Origin of the sequence: Desulfofundulus australicus DSM 11792 (assembly GCF_900129285.1) — a bacterium.
GTDB lineage: Bacteria > Bacillota > Desulfotomaculia > Desulfotomaculales > Desulfovirgulaceae > Desulfofundulus > Desulfofundulus australicus.
Window position 1 is genome coordinate 62,116 of sequence record NZ_FQUW01000004.1, and the last position, 17,028, is coordinate 79,143.

The window sequence follows — 17,028 nt, forward strand, 5'->3', positions numbered from 1 at the left end:
TCTACTCCCCCACCACTTCTCCCACGGGCACCAGGCGCCTGTCGAGGCCCTGCAGCTCCAGCCGCAGCTCGATGATAGCGTCCCGCAGTTCCGCCGCTTTTTCGAACTCCAGGTGGCGGGCAGCTTCCCGCATTTCCTTTTCCAGGCGGGCGATTAACTGCTTGAGCTCTTTCCTGGTCCGCTTCCTGGGCCGCGGCTTGTCCCCGGCCCGGTACGCAGCCTTTGGTTCCGCTGCCCGCGTGGCCTCAATCACATCCCGCACTCCCTTGACCACCGTGCGGGGGATAATGCCGTGCTTTTGGTTGTATTCCATCTGGATGCGGCGCCGCCGCTCCGTCTCTTTAATTGCCCGGTCCATGGACTCGGTAATGCGGTCGGCATAAAGGATTACCTTGCCCTCCGCATTACGGGCGGCCCGGCCGATGGTCTGGATCAGGGAGCGTTCCGAGCGCAGGTAACCTTCTTTATCGGCATCCAGGATGGCCACCAGGCTGACCTCGGGCAGGTCCAGACCCTCCCGCAGGAGGTTAATCCCCACCAGCACGTCAAAAACCCCCAGGCGCAGGTCCCGGATAATTTCCATGCGCTCGATGGCGTTGATCTCCGAGTGCATGTAGCGCACCCTGATGCCCAGCTCCCGCAGGTAGTCGGTGAGATCCTCGGCCATTTTTTTGGTCAGGGTGGTTACCAGCACCCGCTGGTTTTTGACCACCCGCTGCCGGATTTCCGCCACCAGGTCATCGATCTGGCCCCGGGTGGGCCGCACCGAAAGCTCGGGATCCACCAGCCCCGTGGGCCTGATGATCTGCTCCACCACCTGGCTGCTGTGCTCCAGTTCGTAGGGGCCGGGGGTGGCGGAAACAAAGATGACCTGGTTGATCTTGCGCTCGAATTCCTCAAACTTCAGGGGCCGGTTGTCAAAGGCCGAGGGCAGGCGGAAGCCGTATTCCACCAGGGCTGCCTTGCGGGAACGGTCGCCCTCGTACATCCCCCGCAGCTGGGGTACAGCCACATGAGATTCGTCGATAAAGAGCAGGAAATCACGGGGGAAGTAGTCCAGCAGGGTATAGGGCGGCTCCCCGGGAGCCCTTCCCGTAAGATGGCGGGAATAGTTTTCAATGCCCTTGCAGTAGCCCATCTCCCGCATCATCTCGATATCGTAACGGGTCCTCTGTTCCAGCCGCTGGGCCTCCAGCAATTTGCCCTGCTTCCTGAGTTCGGCCAGCCTTTCCTCCAGTTCCTCTTCTATGGCCTCGATGGCCCTTTCCAGGCGGGGCCGGGAAACGGTGTAGTGGCTGGCCGGGAAAATGGAGACATGCTGGCGTTCACCGATGATCTCCCCGGTAAGCACATCAAACTCCAGCAACCGTTCAATTTCGTCTCCGAAGAAATCGATGCGGATGGCCCTTTCGGTATAGGAGGCGGGGAAGACCTCCACCACATCCCCCAGCACCCGGAATTTACCCCGGGTGAAGTTCACATCATTGCGCTCGTACTGGATCTCCACCAGCTTGCGCAGCACCGCATCCCGGTCATAGGTGCCCCCCTTGCGCAGGGAGAGCACCAGGGTGCGGTACTCCTCGGGATCGCCAAGGCCGTAGATACAGGAAACGCTGGCCACGATGATCACGTCCCGCCGCTCAAAAAGAGCGCAGGTAGCCGAGTGGCGCAATTTATCTATCTCGTCGTTGATGGAAGAGTCCTTTTCTATATAGGTATCCGTCTGGGGTATATAGGCTTCGGGCTGGTAGTAGTCGTAATAACTGATAAAATATTCTACAGCGTTCTCGGGGAAAAATTCCCGGAACTCGCTGCAGAGCTGGGCGGCCAGGGTCTTGTTGGGAGCCAGCACCAGGGTGGGGCGCTGCACCGCCTGGATTACCTGGGCCATGGTATAGGTCTTCCCGGAACCGGTGACGCCCAGAAGGGTTTGCATGGGATAACCTTTCTGCAGTCCCTCCACCAGCCGGGCAATGGCCACGGGCTGGTCACCGCAGGGCTCGAAATCCGATTTGAGTTTAAAGGGTCGCTCCTGGTAAGGCAACTCTAAACCACCCCCGCTTCTTAATTGATTCTATTCCCCTTTTAACTGGCTGTCAATGCGGTCCCTACCATTTACAGGCACCGCATACATTTCCCGCCACAACCGGGGCGGGCAGATTTCCTTCAGCCGGACCTCCGCAAAACGTTCCCGGCCGCTGAAAGCACCGGGAGGGTAATCCTGCAGGCGGGGGCGGGGATGCCGTCCCTCGTGGATCAACGGTGGCCGGCCGCACCGGCTGCTCTCCAGGAGCCAGCGCCGGACCAGCTCGTCCATGCCCGCATTTACCACCAGGCTTCTAAGCTCCCGGGCCCGGCGGGTGAACCGGCGGCAGATATAAGTCTGGCAGACCAGGGGACGCAGGGGATAAACGGAGCACCGGTTCTGCCGGGTATCCAGGAATATACAGGAGCCATCGGCTTTAAATCCCAGGCCGATATCCACCACCGGACCATCGACGTAAACGTAGCCGTACTGCTGCAGGAAGGACAGCAGGGCTGAAGGCACCCCTTTAAACTGCCGCCCGAACCGCCTGTCCTTTAGAAAGACGGCCACGTCAGGATAAGTGAGGGGCACCCTTTCCCAGCAGCAGGCGGTGCAGCCGTTGCAGGGAGGGCAATTTTCCCTGATAAAATTGTTCAGGGCATCCAGGTAATCCTGTACCGTGGCGCCGGGGTGGGTGATCCGCACATCGCAGGCCGGTTCTCCGTTTAAAAAACAGTCTTTGATTTGTATCTTCAAAGGGCATTCCCCTCCCGTCAGGTAACCGGATAGTAAATTATCTTATACTTTATAACGGGAAAATCCATCCCTGTAAAGGTATTATTTACCCTGCTGCCCTTAAAAAAGGCCATTCCCGGATAAACGGGATATGGCCCTTTCACCTGCCCCGTCGTGCTTATGTCCCGCCGCCGGGACCGCCAGGAGCAGCACCGCCACCGGCCCCGCCTCCGCCGCCCATGGGCCGCCCTTGCTGCTGGCCGGCCCCGCCGCCTTCCACACTTTCAATGCGTTCCACTTCACCCTGGATCTGCACCTCCACCGTTTTCCCTTCCCTGGTGGTAATGCGCAGGGTGGTACGGGGCTTCTGCCCTCCCCCGCCGGCCTGGCCGCTCTGGCCGCCCTGGCTGCCCTGCAACTGGGAGCCGCTGCTCTGGCTGCTTCCCTGTTCCTGGCCGCCGCCCTTTTGGCCGGCCAGTTCCTTTCCCCAGCGTTCCTGCAGCAGGTAAACGTTGCTGGACTGGATCAAGCGCACGGGTACAATACGGGCCGGAACGCTGTAATCCCCGCTGGCCACCCGGGTATCATACTGCCAGTGTCCGGTTCTGGCCAGGCCCGCCGCTGCATCCAGGGCATACTGTCCCAGCAAATCCGGCCTGTTATCCACTTCTGCATCGTGTTCCCCGGCCAGCAGGGCACGGGAAGCTTCCTTATCGGCCCCCACTCCCGCCGTGAGCACGCGCTTATCCAGTCCTGCCGCTTTCAGTACCTTCACCGCGGCTGCAGCCAGCCGGCTGTCAACGGCCAGAATAACATCAATATTGTTATTCCACCTGGCCAGGGCCTGCTGCACGGCCCGGGCGGCCATGGCCGGCTGGTTTTCCACCTGCTGGGCCTCCTCCACCACCCGCACCTGGGGGTTGGCCTGCAGGGCATTCCGGGCTGCAGCCACAATTTCCCGGGCAGCGTTATCCCGGGGGTCACCGGCCAGGATCATCACATTCAGGGGCCGCCTGGAAGGAAGCTGACTGCCGGGTGTAACCATTTGAGCTGCGCCCTGCCCCTGACCCCCGGATGACCCTCCCTCCCCGGCAGGCTGGCCGGCGGCTTCTTTAAGAGCCCTGTCAACAAAACGGGCCAGCAGCTCTCCCGCCCTGGTATGATCCGAAGCCACATAAGCATCCACCGGCATATCAGCAGGCATCGTTTCCAGGGCCACCACCTTAATATTTTTCTGCACCAGCTGCTGCACAAGGCGGGGGGCGCTTGACGGGTCCACCGCCTGGAAGACCACGGCTTTAACCCGCTGTCTGGCCAGCTTCTGCAGCTGCTTTTCCTGCTGTGCGGGATCACCTTTCGCATCCAGCCAGGTAATATCCACTTTTTCCTCGCGTTTACGCCGGTTCATCACCTCTCTGATCATCCGGTTGCCGTCCCGCTCCATATCAGCCAGGCTGACGGCAATCTTCAGCGGGGGGGTAATCTTTTGCTCTTCACTTTTCCCGGGACACCCGGTTAATGTCAGCACAGCAGCCAGGAAAACAAATAGACCGGCCCTTTTCCACCCGGCGTACCGGTTCATCATTCTCAAGCCCCCTGCAGTAAAAATCCGATAGATACAGTACCTGTAAAAGGACCAACCTGATCCCCGGCGCTTCTAAAAAAGATACCTTAAAGTCAGATTGTAGACAAAATATTTCCGGGATGTGCCCTGGTTTTAGTCGTCGCCCCCGGTCGTATCGCTGGCCGGGCCAAAAGGCCCCGGCTCCGGTCTTCGGCGGGTACCGGCCACATTCACACCTCCTGTGTTCAGGTGGCCTCCGCGGACATCCTGTCCGCGGCACGGGCCCGGCCCGGCGGTGCTCACTCCAGGTCGCTCCTCCTTTAAAACCAGGCCACATAAAGAGTTTCTCAGCAGTCTGCCTTAAAGTATTATGCTTTGGCAGGTCCGGAAATATAATTGGAGCGGGGCCTGTTCCGTTTATAAAAAAATACCCTTCTAGGAAGGGCAGAGGGCTCATAACCATAGGTTATGGGAGGTGATCCCCCTTTGAGCAGGCTGCTTGCTTTCTGGCAGTTAATTTTAAAGGGATTGTTAAGATGGCCGGGCTCCTTTTACAAACGCCGGACGCCCACCCTGGTGGACATTATTGACCAGGCACGCCGTGAGTGGCAGGAAGCTTTAAAGGAATTTCACCTGGTGGATAACGAAATGGTTGATTATGCAATTTTTAAAATTAACACCGCAGAGCGGAGATTTATGGCGCTTTTAAACCAGGCCCGGCGCAGTGGCGTCACCGCCTGGCCCCCGGACCTGCCGGGACCTGTCAGAAGTACGGGTTAAACACCACCGGCGGAGGCCGGCGGGATTCCGCGATATTTCAACAGTGGGGGGAGTAGTGGTTGGGGTCGATGAGTTCCCGGTACTTGGCCACCACCTGCTTGAAATCCTCCCACGTGTCCCTCTTCAATTTGGGATTGCGCAGCAGGGCTGCCGGGTGGTAGGTGGGCATGATCCAGACCCCGTTCTTTTCCACCCAGCGCCCCCGGTCCCGGGTAATGCGCCCCCGGGGGTCCAGGACGGCCTGGAGGGCGGTGGCTCCGAGCAAAACCATTATCCGGGGTTTTATAATACGCAGCTGGGCCTCCAGGTTGGGACGGCAGGCTGCCCGCTCCTCTTCGGTGGGTATCCGGTTACCCGGGGGACGGCATTTGACGGTATTTAATATGTACACGTGTTCAAATCGCCCGAATCCACAGGCTTCTAAAATTTTATCCAGCAGCTGGCCTGCTTTTCCCACAAAAGGCCGCCCCAGGCGATCTTCGTCGGCACCCGGGCCTTCACCGCAGAGCACAACCCTGGCCCGGGGATTACCTTCCCCAAAAACCACTCCCTGGCAGCCGGCCCGCAGGCCGCAGCGGTTGCATGTTTTGACCTTTTGCTCCAGGGTTTCCAAATCGTTTATCCCCGTAAGATCCCATCCGGGGTCGCTGAACAGGCTTTCCTGCAACCAGAACACTGTTTCACCTCGCCATTACAAACTGCCGGCAGAAATACCCGGAACGGCGGCCATCCTCCGGTAATTTATCGCGCTGCTGCCCCGCCCCCCTTTACGCCCAAGGAAAAGGGGCAGGTTTTAACTGCCCCTTTGCTAAAAGTCCTTACACTTTGTCTATTCTTCTTTCTCTAAAATAATGCGGTGATCCACCAGGGCCAGCTCCACAATCCTGGCCTTGATCATTTTACGCCGCCCAAAAATATCCTCCAGCAAAAGACCATCCTCATGGGGGATCACCCGGTCCACGTTCTCAAAAAACAGTTCTTCCCTGCCTTCTTTGCGCAGGTAAGCATTTGCTTCACACATAATTCACGCACCACCTTTTTTCATAAACGATTATAGACCCCCCTGCTACAGGTGTCAACGGCAAATTATGCCCTTTTAAAACGCCGCCAGAAATCCTGCCACCATCGCCCCAGGGGACCGGCTGTGGAAAGGTCCATCACAGCTTCCTCACCACCATCGGGCACGGGTACGATACCCAGAGGCTGGTCCGGAACCCGGAAGACAACCTCCCGGCGGCAGGATTGTTCCGACCCGTGGAGAAACTGCACCTCCACCCGGCTCCCGGCGCCGGCCAGGACCATTTCCAGCTCGGAACGGGAATTTACCTGGTACTGGTTCAGGGCCAGCAATACATCTCCCGAGCGGATTCCCGCCCGCCAGGCCGGGCTCTCCGGCAGCACATCCAGTACCCGGACCCCCCGGGAAGGGGAAACAAATAGAGGGGGACGCAAAAATTCCAGCTTCTTTCCGATGTATATAACCATTTCATGTCCCAGGGGAGAGAAGAGGGCAGCCAGGAAGGCCAGAACGCGGAAATGCTGGGACATTAACGCCAGGAGCAGGAGGCAGAGGCTGTAGGCACCCAGGAAAAGAGCCGAAAGGCGGCTTTTCTCACCGGGGCTGCGGGAAACGGCCAGATCACCATAACCCAGGCCGGCCACCACCGGAATGAGGGTGTACACCAGATCCCTGGCCTCACCGTTGACTTCCGGCTTAATCAGGGGCCACCATTCGGGCATGGCCACCCCGTGCTGTACTGCTACCGGACCAACGGCAGCCAGGGCTACGATGGGAATGGGCCAGAAGCGCTGCAGGGTATACCCGCCAACCACCCGGCCGGAGGGTGACTTAAAATAAACCGGAACGGCACCCAGGTGACCGCTGGCCAGGATCAGGGCGCTCTCCACCAGGTGCAAAACGGCCACCAGAGCCAGAACCTGGGCAATATGTATTTCAGGAAAACCAAAAAGCAGGTTGCTGAGCGACAGCACCCCCCCGGCATAGGCAAAGCAGAGAAACCGGGCGTTGATCAGCATCAATAAAATAGCTACCGGCCAGAGATAGACCAGGCCGGAACCGGTGAGGGAAAGCCCAATCAGCACCATAATGAAACTACCAAGGAAACCGCCCAGCAGCCCGTATCCCGTGGCCGCCAGGGTATCGCGCCATACCCCACCGTCAGCCGCTAGGCCGAAAAACTCATTCCTGGCAACGGCCATGCGCCGGTACTGCAGGGCCACCAAAAGTATTACCACCCAGAACAGGGGATCAAAGAAAACGGAAGCCAGGGTGGTTACTATGAGCGGCAGCAGCTGGCTGAAAGGAAACATTTACACCACCCTCCCCGTCAGGCAGCCCTGGCCATCCTGCTCTCCAGGATCTGGATGGCCCTTTCCAGCTGCAGGTCCACCTGTGCCTGGGGCTCCTGTTCCACCACCACATCCGGAACAATACCCTTCTTATTGATATCGTGACGCGCCGGGGTCAGGTAACGGGCCGTGGTCAGCTTCAAGGCGGCACTGTTATCCAGTTCATATACCGTTTGCACAATACCCTTGCCGAAAGTCTTTTCTCCCACCAGGATACCCGATCCGGTATCCTTCACCGCCCCGGCCAGAATTTCAGCCGCACTGGCACTGGCCCGGTTGATAAGCACTACCAGCGGGAGGTTGAGGTTTTTGCCTTCCGAGGAATATGTTTCCTCTCTTCCGGAACGATACTGGATATAAACCACGGGTCCCCGGGGTATAAAATAACCGGCCACCTTTACCGCCGAGCGCAGCTCACCACCCGGATTATTGCGCAGGTCAAGGAGAACGGCCCGCATTCCTTCTTTTTTCAGACGGGTAATGGTGGACTCCAGTTCATCCGGAGTTTTTTCGGTAAACTGGGTCAGGGAAATATAGCCAATTCCTTTGCCCGGTATCATTCTGCCCTCGACAGTGGGTACGCTAATCTCCTCCCGGACCAGATTTACATCCCAGGGTTGGGGCGCTCCTTTGCGCGTGATGGTCAGCTTGACCTCCGTGCCCACAGGCCCGCGCATCAGGCTTACAGCCGTATCCAGATCCATTCCCCGGGCATCCCGGCCGTCAATGCGGACGATAACATCCCCCTGCCTGATCCCCTTCCGGTAGGCCGGCGTCCCCTCATAGGCCCGCATAACCGTCAGCTGATCTTCTTTAATGCCCACCAGGATGCCCAGCCCGCCAAAGCTACCCCGGATTTGCTCCTGCAGGCGGGCGTACTCCCCCGGGTCCAGGTAAACCGAGTAGGGGTCGTTGAGGGACTTGACCAGCCCGCGGATAGCCCCGTCAACAAGAGTGGTAGCATTCACCGGCTCCAGGTATCTGGTGCGAACCAGGTGGATAACTTCCAGCAGGGTCCCCAGATGCTTGTAGTTGCTGGCCAGCATGCCGCCAAAGACCACAATAACAAGAAAAACCACCAGACCCAGCACTGCCAGCCAGCGGCCCCACCTGCCCGGCCGGTAATAATAATACATGCCCACCTTAACATCCACCTGCCTTATCTTTCCTGTACACACGTATTATACTACAATAAGGCCGGAGTAATTACAACATTATAAAATTAACGGCTTCCGGAAATAGGATATACGGAGAAAATAAGCCGCGCTCCCGGCCTGGTTTTCCGGAAACGCGGCGGTAAAGCACGTTACAGGTAACCCAGGGGATTCACCGGCGACCCGTTGACCATGACGGTAAAATGCAGGTGCGGGCCGGTGGACAGCCCTGTACTGCCCACCCGGGCGATAACCTGCCCCCTGCTTACTTCCTGGCCGGTTGAAACCAGCTGGGCCGAAAGATGGGCGTAGATGGTGGTTACGCCCCCGCCATGATCGAGCATAACCACATTGCCGTAACCGCTCATGGTACCCACGTATATAACCGTTCCATCCTGGGCGGCCACCACCGGCGTACCTGTGGGAGCCGGGATATCAATGCCGTTATGCAGGCGCACATAACCCAGTATCGGATGCGTGCGGGAACCAAAACCCGAAGAAATGGATGAGTAACCGGGTACCGGCCAGCTCATGGCCCCGCTGCCCCGGGGCGCCGAAGGGTGGCTGCGGGCCCTTTCCAGGGCGATCTGCCGCAGGATTTCCTGTTCCTGCGCCTTTAATCTTTCCGCTTCTTCCATGTGGCGGCTCAATTCCTGCTGCGCCTGGGCCAGGAGCAGTTTCTGCTGCCTCTGCCGCTCCACCAGTTCCTGACGGGCAGCCTGCTGCTCCCGCATGAGCGCCATAATGCGGTCCCGCCGCTCCTCCAGCCGGGCCTTCTTTGCGGCCACCTCTTCGCGCCGGGCCGTAAAATCAGCGACAATGGCCGCATCCCGGGCCGCCACCCGTTTCAAGAATTCATAACGGGTGACAAAGTCATTGAAGTCCCGGGCAGCCAGCAGAACTTCCAGGTAATCGACTTCTCCCCACTGGTAAATGCTCCTCAGGCGCTGCTTCATCACCTGGCGGCTCTCTTCCAGCTTCTCCTCAGCCACGGCCAGCTCCTGCCGGGCCCGGTCGACCTCCTGCAGGGCCGCCTGCAGCTCCCGGTCCAGCTGGCGGATGCGCTGTTCCACAGCCATAATGGCCCGCTCCGAATCGGCCACCTGCTCGGCGTAACCGCGCACTTCCTGCCTGGAATCCTGCACCTTCTCCTGTTCCTGATAAAGTTTCTGCCTGGTCTCCTGCAGTTTATCCTGCAGGCTGGCCCCCTGGGCCAGACCTGCGAGGGTACCGGACAGGGCCAGAACTACCACCAGGGACATGATCTTGCCGGTGAAACCGTTCAAGCCATTTCCCCCCATTAACTAGACATTCAAAAAACGATGGATGGATATGGTACTGCCCAGGGCCCCTATACCCAGCCCCAACCCCACCAGAGCTGCAAGCAACCTGAAGATCACCTGCCCGTCGGAAACCAGGGGGATAAAGGGCATCGCCCGGGCCATATGCTCCACCAGCGACAGGTAGCCGGTATACACCAGGGCTGCCGCCAGCAAAGAACCCAGCAGTCCCAGCACCATCCCTTCAATTAAAAAGGGAAAGCGCACAAACCAGTTGGTTGCCCCCAGGTACTTCATAATCCCTATTTCCCGGCGCCGGGCAAACACCGAAAGGCGGATGGTGGTGGAAATTAAAAATATGGCCGCGGCACCCACCAGGATCATGGCCCCCACTCCCACCACACGTATCCAGCGCGTCACCACTACCAGCCTTTCCACCAGGCCCTGGCCGTAGCGCACATCTTCCACCCCGTCCAGGGAGGAAATTTTCCGGGCCACTTCCACCACCTGATCGGCCCGCCTGGTTTTAATCCGGAAGGTATCCGGCAGGGGATTATCATCCTCCAGGCCGTCCAGGATATCCTGACGCGAACCGAAGCTCCGGCGCATTTCCTGTAAAGCCTCTTCTTTAGGGACAAACTGCACTTCAACCACGCCGGGAAGGAAGCGGATCTTATCGTTTAACTCCCTGATTTCCTCCTGTTCGAGGCCGTCCTTTAAAAAGGCGCTGATCTCCACACTGGATTCCAGCTGGTCCGCAAGGCGGTCCGTATTCACCACCACCAGCAGGGAACAGCCCAGTATAACCAGGGATATGGCCACCGTAGCCGCCGCAGCCAGGGACAGCCAGCCGTTGCGGAAGATGGATAAAAACGCCTCCCGGAAGTAGTAGGCGATTGTTCTAATCCTCACGGCTGTAACCCCCGCCTTCCTCGTCCCGGACAATCCGTCCCGACTCCAGGGCCACCACCCGCTTTTTCATGGCGTCCACAATCTCCCGGGCATGGGTGATCATGATGATGGTGGTTCCTGCTTTGTTGATCTGCTGAAACAACTCCATCAGTCCCCAGGAAGTTTCCGGGTCCAGGTTGCCGGTGGGCTCGTCAGCAATGAGAAGAACGGGGTTGTTCACAATAGCCCGGGCAATACCCACCCGCTGCTGCTCCCCTCCGGAAAGGTGGGCGGGCAGCATACCGGCCTTATCCTCCAGGCCAACCAGTTTAAGCACCTCCGGAACGCGCCTTTTGATATCCCGGGAAGAAGCCCCGGTCACCTCCAGGGCAAAGGCCACGTTTTCAAAAACCGTCTTCTGGGGCAGGAGCCGGAAGTCCTGAAAGACCATGCCTATCCTGCGGCGCAGGTAAGGTACTTCCCGGGAGCGCATGCGGGCCACATTCCTGCCGTTAAACAGGACCTGCCCCCGGGTGGGAAGCTCTTCCCGGAAAATGAGCCTGGTCAGGGTGGACTTGCCCGCCCCGCTGGGGCCAACCAGAAAAAGAAACTCTCCCTTTTTAATGTGCAGGTTTATATTATCCAGGGCCTTCACCCCGTTGGGGTAAACCTTGGTCACGCCGTAAAAACGGATCATTAATGCCACCTCAGCTGCTTCGAAAACCAGATTTCCCCCATAATAACGCCCGGCTCAAGACAGGTGCTGCCGGACCAAACAGGGACCACAAAAATTGGGGATACTTCAGCTTTTTTGTATACACTTCGACAACCTCTCCAGAAGTCCTCCTGAAAAACCAGAAAAAAACAGGCAACCCCTCCCCGTAAAAGAGGGGTTGCCCGGGAACAGGTGTGAATGTGGCCGGTACCCGCCGAAGACCGGAGACGAGGCCTTTTGGCCCGGACAGCGAAACGACCTGGAGAGCAACGAATAAAACCAGGGCACACAGACTGGGGTAACCCCTCCCCGCAAGAGAGGGGTTGCCCGGGAATGTGATATTTACCTGCCCTTTCTCTTCACGGCCTCCCGCACCCTGGCCGTCAGGTGTGCGGCGGTCAGTCCATACTTTTCCAGCAGCTCTTCCGGTCGGCCCGACTCGCCGAAAACATCGGGTATACCCAGCCGGTAGACGGGCACGGGATGGTGGGTACAGACGGTTTCCGCAACTGCCCCGCCCAGGCCGCCAATGATGGAATGCTCCTCGGCGGTAACAATGACACCCGTCTCGCGGGCGGCCGCAATCACCGTCTCCTCATCCAGCGGCTTGATGGTATGCATATTGATCACCCGCACCCCGATGCCCTCCTGCTCCAGCAGGCCGGCAGCCTCCAGGGCGGTGGCCACCATAATGCCGGTGGCAATGATGGTGGCGTCATTGCCCTCCCGCATGATCACCGCCCGGCCGGGCTCAAAATGAAAATCGTCCCCGTGCAGTACGGGCACCCCCGGCCGCCCCAGGCGGATGTAAACCGGTCCCCGGATCTGCGCCGCCGCCCGCACCGCCGCCCGGGTTTCCACCGCGTCGGCGGGAACAAACACGGTCATATTGGGCAGGGAGCGCATCAGGGCTATGTCCTCCACCGACTGGTGGGAACCGCCGTCCTCCCCGACGGTGATGCCGGCGTGGCTGGCGGCAATCTTCACGTTGAGCCGCGAGTAGGCCACGCTGTTACGGATTATCTCAAAGGCCCGGCCGGTGGCAAAGATGGCAAAGGTGCTGCAGAAAGGGATTTTCCCGGCTGCAGCCAGGCCGGCGGCCGTTCCCACCATGTTCTGTTCGGCTATACCCATGTCGAAGAAGCGTTCCGGGAAGTGCCTGGCAAACTCAATGGTTTTGGTGGATTTGGCCAGGTCCGCATCCAGCACCACCACGTCTGGATTTTCCCGCCCCAGCTCCACCAGGGCCTTGCCATAGGCATCCCGGGTGGCAATCTTTGTCATGAAGATTCAAGCCCCCTTTTTTAAGCCAGCTCGGCCAGGGCCCTCTCCACCTCTTCGGGCTTCGGGGCCACGCCGTGCCATTCCACCATGTTTTCCATAAAAGATATTCCCTTGCCCTTCACCGTTCTGGCCACGATCATCTGGGGTTGGCCCCGCACGGCCCGGGCCCTTTCCACCGCCCGGAGAATTTCCTCCATGTTATGCCCGTCAATCACCTGCACATCCCAGCCAAAGGCACGCCATTTTTCCGCCACCGGCTCCACCGACATGACTTTGGAAACGGGCCCGTCGATTTGCAGGCCGTTGAAGTCCAGAAAGGCGGTCACGTTATCCAGCCGGTAGTGGGCCGCCGCCATGGCCGCCTCCCAGACCATGCCCTCCTGAATCTCCCCATCGCCTAACAGGACGTAAACCCGGTAGTCACGGCCATCCAGCCTGGCTGCCAGGGCCATCCCGTTGGCGGCGGACAGCCCCTGGCCCAGGGAACCTGTGGAAAATTCCACTCCCGGCAACTTTTTCATATCCGGGTGCCCCTGCAGGGGGCTGCCGAGGCGGCGCAATGTAAGGAGTTCCTCCACAGGGAAGAACCCCCTTTCCGCCAGGGCTGCATAAAGCAGGGGTGCGGCATGCCCCTTGGAAAGGACAAAGCGGTCCCTGTCCGGCCAGCGGGGATTCTGCGGGTCAAGGCGCATCACCGCAAAATACAGGGCGGTTACAATGTCGGCGCCGGATAAAGAGCCGCCTGGGTGCCCCGAACCGGCAGCGCCGGTCATACGGATGATGTGCCGGCGTATTTCCCGGGCCCTCTCTTCCAGCCTCTTGATTTTTTCCCCTTCCATTTCAAACACTCCCTGACAATGAAGAATTTATTGGAAATCACGATTCCTGCCACTGTTTGAATCCTTCTCCCAGCACCTCGTGCACATCGGCCAGGATGACAAAGGCCTTGCGGTCCACCTGGTAGATCAGATCCTTCAGCCGGGTCACCTCGGAGCGGTTGACCACCACCAGCAGGACGTCCCGCTCCCTGCCGGTGTACATACCCCGCCCCTTTAAAGCCGTAGCCCCGCGGTTGAGTTCCCGCAGAACCACGCCGGCAATTTCATCCGCCCTCTGGGAGATAATGAAGAAGGCCTTGGTATAACTGATCCCCTCCTGCACCAGGTCGATAAGCCAGGCGGTGACAAAAATGGTAATCAGGGCGTACATGGCCAGCTCCCAGGATTTAAAGGTAAACCCCGCAAAAAGAACCACCAGCCCATCGACCAGGAAAAGGAGCTGGCCCACGTTGGCACCGGTATAGGTACGCAGGATGGCGGCAGCCAGGTCCGTACCCCCGGTGGTGCCCCGGTAGCGAAAAACCAGACCCAGCCCCAGGCCGGTGAGCACCCCGCCAAAGATGCTGGCCAGCAGGGGGTCATGGGTGGGCACGGGAAGATAGGGAGCCAGGGCGTCCACCACCAGGGAAAGGCTGATGGTACCGTAAAGGGAGCGGAAGCCAAACTTCAGGCCCAGCCGGTAAATGCCCATGGCGAAAAGGGGGACGTTCAACGCCAGCATGGTCATTCCCACGGGAGCCCCGAGCAGGTGATGGATGACCGTGGCCAGGCCGCTTACCCCCCCGGCGGCAATTTTATTGGGCACCAGAAAGAGATCCAGGCCGAGGGCGGTCAGGACCACCCCCAGCGTCACCCCCAAAAATTCGCTAAGAATGGCCATGGAAAACATCCATCTCCATGAAAAATGAAATAGGGCCGGTTAACGACAAAGCAGGCCAGGATTATGTTAACCAGAATCAGGCGGCCCTATCATAAACACAGGATATAATTATTCTCAACCCGGAAACGGAATCCTGCATGGTTCAACAAAAAGTTCAGGGTTTTGCGGGGTATCTTTTCTTCCCCGTGATCGTGCCGCTGTTCCTTTCGGGAAAATTCTGGGTCGTGAGGCCGGACACTTTAAATGGGGGAGGAAAGTAAAGGCTGAGGATCCCGCGAACTTTTCCCCTGTGGTAAAGATTGCGCGTTTTAATCATAAAAAACACCTCCCGGCAGTAGGGTGGCCTGCCGGGGAGGTTATTATTTGAGGTAAACGGAAGAACATTTTGTGAAATTTTCGCCTTTCCCCCTGCAGCATTAAGTATATGGAAATGACGATTTAACGCCGGTTTGTTGAAATGCCGCCGGACCGGGTATACGATGTTTATTAACAATCAAAGTAAACACCGGAGGGAGGTTTGGCCAATGCTCCAGCGGACGGCTAAAGATATTATGGTCCCCATTTCCAATTATGCCACTGTCAATGCCGACGATAGTTTAAAACAGGCCCTGGAAGTATTTGAGAATGCGGCATCCAGAGGTTACCGCACCCTGCTAGTTTTAAACGGGCAGGGCAACATTACAGGCTTTTTAACCACCAGAACAATCCTTAAAGCCCTGGCCGCCTACGGCGTAGAAGAAGATATCTGGACTACAGATAGCTGGGGAACCTTCTTTTTACGCATCGAAAGGGAGCGGCTCAAAAACACGAAAGTAAAAAAAATCATGCGGCCTGTCGTCCAGGTTTACGTCGACGAAAATACCCCTGTTCAAGAGGTGGCACGGGTCATTCTGGCCAATCAGGTAAACCATATCCCCGTCCTTGACAGGGAGCGCAGGGTCACCGGTATAGTCCGCACCATAGATATACTAGATGTTCTGGCCAAATTTCTAAGGAATTAAAACAGCAGCCAGGGGATCAACCTTCTGGGGCGCATTGAACCGGGGCGGCCCGCCTTCCTGGTGGCCGTGGAAGGTAACCCCTGGGAGGATATCAACGCCCCTACAGGCAAAATATGTATTCCGGTCCGTTGATTTCCCCGGAAAAAGAGGATATACTTTCCATAAAGATATGACGAACACTGTACCGGTTATGGAGGAAGACACGCAATGAAACTATCTATAAATAAAAATAAACTGCGACAAAAGGCGGCGGACATCCGTCAGGCCTTGAGCAGGCTTACGCCGGTGACGAAGCTCACCATGGAGGAGTTTTTAGCTGACGAGCAAAGGGTGGCCGCAAGCAAGTATTACCTGATTGTGGCCACCGAAGCGGCCATTGATATCTGTAACCATCTGGTTGCCCGGCTCACCGGCAGGGCTCCCAACTCCTATGCCGATTGTTTCAACATTTTATCCGGGGAGCATTTTTTAAGTCCTCCGCTGGCCGAACGCTTGATCCAGATGGCAAAGTTCCGCAACCTGTTAATCCACCGTTACGGCGACATTGATGATAGCAAGGTCTACCATATCATTTGCAACAACCTGGATGATCTGGAACTATACCTGGCTGAAATTGCAGCCATGGTAAAATGCGAGCTCTGACCATCCCGAAAGGAATGGTTTTATGTACAGGCGACTTTCCCTGCCGGAAAAGGAACGCCCATCGATTTGCCAGCTGGCCGCCCGCCTGCTGGCTAAAAGAAAAGAAATTATCTTCGCCTATGCCTTTGGTTCTTTTCTGGAAGAAGCTGCCTTCCGGGATATTGACATAGGAGTATATTTGCAAAAAGATACCATCCCCCGGGAAAAAGCTCTCGAATACGAACTTTCCCTGGGCGCGGAACTGGAGCGGGAAATACATTACCCGGTGGATATAAAGGTGTTAAATTATGCTCCCGTAACCCTGTGCCATTCGGTTACCGGCGGCAAGGTGCTTTTCAGCCACGACGACGAGGTGCGGTATGAATGGGTGGAAAAGACCTGGGATGTGTACCTCGACATGCAGTATTTTTTACGCAATTCCCTGCGGGATTTGTTGCTATCACCGGGACAGCCGGACCGGAAAAGGAAGTGAACAGCCCGGCTGTTCCAGACCGGGCTGTTGTTACGCTAACTAAAAAAAGAAGGATGTGCTTGATTATGGGTTTGGGAACTCTTTTTCTTCTTGGTTCAATAATAACGGCTTCTTATGGGATTATTAAAAAATCCCTGCCATGGTATATACTGAGCTGTGTTATATACTACCCCTGGATATATTATTTGGGGAATTTACCTGCATTTTATTATATACCATTTTTTGAAATTGTATTAGTAGTTTTGTACTTACTCCCTGTTATAGCAATTAAACTAAACAAAGGGGCACTTGCCTGGATAATTTGGGGTCTCGTGTTACCAATGCCGATATGGGCTCTGATTTATATTAACGTAACCAGAAGTTAATAAAGCTCGTAACGGGGAGGCCAGTCCCTC

The 17,028-nt window shown here is 57.4% G+C and carries 18 protein-coding genes; 5 read left to right on the forward strand and 13 right to left on the reverse strand.

The genetic code is table 11. The annotated features are described in order from the left end of the window. Nucleotide 1: 1 nt before the first annotated feature. The 3 genes from uvrB to BUB44_RS00340 all read right to left on the reverse strand — a co-directional run bounded on the left by uvrB (nt 2) and on the right by BUB44_RS00340 (nt 4,346). Complete coding sequence (uvrB, locus tag BUB44_RS00330) at nt 2-2,044, reverse strand: excinuclease ABC subunit UvrB (protein ID WP_073162334.1); 2,043 nt, start codon at nt 2,042-2,044, stop codon at nt 2-4. 30 nt (nt 2,045-2,074) lie between these two features. Further along, nucleotides 2,075-2,782: a YkgJ family cysteine cluster protein gene (locus BUB44_RS00335; RefSeq protein WP_073162335.1), complete on the reverse strand. Its 708-nt coding sequence runs from the start codon at nt 2,780-2,782 to the stop codon at nt 2,075-2,077. Nucleotides 2,783-2,939: 157 nt separating this feature from the next. Next, on the reverse strand, nt 2,940-4,346 hold the full coding sequence (locus BUB44_RS00340) for a sugar ABC transporter substrate-binding protein (RefSeq protein WP_083543007.1): 1,407 nt from the start codon (nt 4,344-4,346) through the stop codon (nt 2,940-2,942). Between the two features lie 465 nt (nt 4,347-4,811). Between BUB44_RS00340 and BUB44_RS00345 the strand changes: the two genes are divergently transcribed. Further along, complete coding sequence (locus tag BUB44_RS00345; RefSeq protein ID WP_073162337.1) at nt 4,812-5,105, forward strand: DUF2508 family protein; 294 nt, start codon at nt 4,812-4,814, stop codon at nt 5,103-5,105. A 37-nt stretch (nt 5,106-5,142) separates the two neighbouring features. Here the strand turns inward: BUB44_RS00345 and BUB44_RS00350 are convergent, their stop codons facing one another. The 10 genes from BUB44_RS00350 to BUB44_RS00395 form a co-directional block, all read right to left on the reverse strand. After that, on the reverse strand, nt 5,143-5,781 hold the full coding sequence (locus BUB44_RS00350; RefSeq protein ID WP_242655761.1) for a uracil-DNA glycosylase: 639 nt from the start codon (nt 5,779-5,781) through the stop codon (nt 5,143-5,145). Between the two features lie 153 nt (nt 5,782-5,934). Next, nucleotides 5,935-6,126, reverse strand: a complete 192-nt coding sequence (locus BUB44_RS00355) for a CooT family nickel-binding protein (protein WP_027356290.1) — start codon at nt 6,124-6,126, stop codon at nt 5,935-5,937. 65 nt (nt 6,127-6,191) lie between these two features. Beyond that, nucleotides 6,192-7,436, reverse strand: coding sequence for a PDZ domain-containing protein (locus BUB44_RS00360; RefSeq protein WP_073162339.1), 1,245 nt, complete (start codon nt 7,434-7,436; stop codon nt 6,192-6,194). A gap of 17 nt (nt 7,437-7,453) precedes the next feature. Continuing rightward, nucleotides 7,454-8,611 carry a S41 family peptidase gene (locus BUB44_RS00365; protein ID WP_073162485.1) on the reverse strand — a complete coding sequence of 386 codons (1,158 nt, stop codon included), beginning with the start codon at nt 8,609-8,611 and terminating at the stop codon, nt 7,454-7,456. A gap of 170 nt (nt 8,612-8,781) precedes the next feature. Then, a complete protein-coding gene (locus BUB44_RS00370; protein WP_083543009.1) occupies nt 8,782-9,915 on the reverse strand; it encodes a murein hydrolase activator EnvC family protein in 1,134 nt (377 codons plus the stop codon). A gap of 18 nt (nt 9,916-9,933) precedes the next feature. Further along, a complete protein-coding gene (ftsX, locus tag BUB44_RS00375) occupies nt 9,934-10,821 on the reverse strand; it encodes a permease-like cell division protein FtsX (protein ID WP_073162343.1) in 888 nt (295 codons plus the stop codon). Further along, nucleotides 10,811-11,497 carry a cell division ATP-binding protein FtsE gene (gene ftsE, locus BUB44_RS00380; protein ID WP_073162344.1) on the reverse strand — a complete coding sequence of 229 codons (687 nt, stop codon included), beginning with the start codon at nt 11,495-11,497 and terminating at the stop codon, nt 10,811-10,813. The genes ftsX and ftsE overlap by 11 nt, the downstream gene beginning before the upstream one ends. A 360-nt stretch (nt 11,498-11,857) precedes the next feature. Further along, a complete protein-coding gene (locus tag BUB44_RS00385) occupies nt 11,858-12,799 on the reverse strand; it encodes a transketolase family protein (RefSeq protein ID WP_073162346.1) in 942 nt (313 codons plus the stop codon). Between the two features lie 20 nt (nt 12,800-12,819). After that, nucleotides 12,820-13,638 (reverse strand): transketolase, encoded by an 819-nt coding sequence (locus BUB44_RS00390; protein ID WP_027356283.1) that lies wholly within the window; start codon nt 13,636-13,638, stop codon nt 12,820-12,822. Between the two features lie 37 nt (nt 13,639-13,675). Next, a complete protein-coding gene (locus tag BUB44_RS00395) occupies nt 13,676-14,518 on the reverse strand; it encodes a YitT family protein (RefSeq protein WP_027356282.1) in 843 nt (280 codons plus the stop codon). A gap of 524 nt (nt 14,519-15,042) precedes the next feature. Between BUB44_RS00395 and BUB44_RS00400 the strand changes: the two genes are divergently transcribed. The 4 genes from BUB44_RS00400 to BUB44_RS15195 all read left to right on the forward strand — a co-directional run bounded on the left by BUB44_RS00400 (nt 15,043) and on the right by BUB44_RS15195 (nt 16,998). After that, complete coding sequence (locus tag BUB44_RS00400; RefSeq protein ID WP_073162348.1) at nt 15,043-15,519, forward strand: CBS domain-containing protein; 477 nt, start codon at nt 15,043-15,045, stop codon at nt 15,517-15,519. A gap of 207 nt (nt 15,520-15,726) precedes the next feature. After that, nucleotides 15,727-16,161, forward strand: coding sequence for a type VII toxin-antitoxin system HepT family RNase toxin (hepT, locus tag BUB44_RS00405; protein ID WP_027356280.1), 435 nt, complete (start codon nt 15,727-15,729; stop codon nt 16,159-16,161). Nucleotides 16,162-16,183: 22 nt separating this feature from the next. After that, nucleotides 16,184-16,633 carry a nucleotidyltransferase domain-containing protein gene (locus tag BUB44_RS00410; protein WP_073162350.1) on the forward strand — a complete coding sequence of 150 codons (450 nt, stop codon included), beginning with the start codon at nt 16,184-16,186 and terminating at the stop codon, nt 16,631-16,633. Further along, nucleotides 16,525-16,998: a hypothetical protein gene (locus BUB44_RS15195; RefSeq protein ID WP_131821560.1), complete on the forward strand. Its 474-nt coding sequence runs from the start codon at nt 16,525-16,527 to the stop codon at nt 16,996-16,998. Before BUB44_RS00410 ends, BUB44_RS15195 begins: the two co-directional genes overlap by 109 nt. Nucleotides 16,999-17,028: the final 30 nt, after the last annotated feature.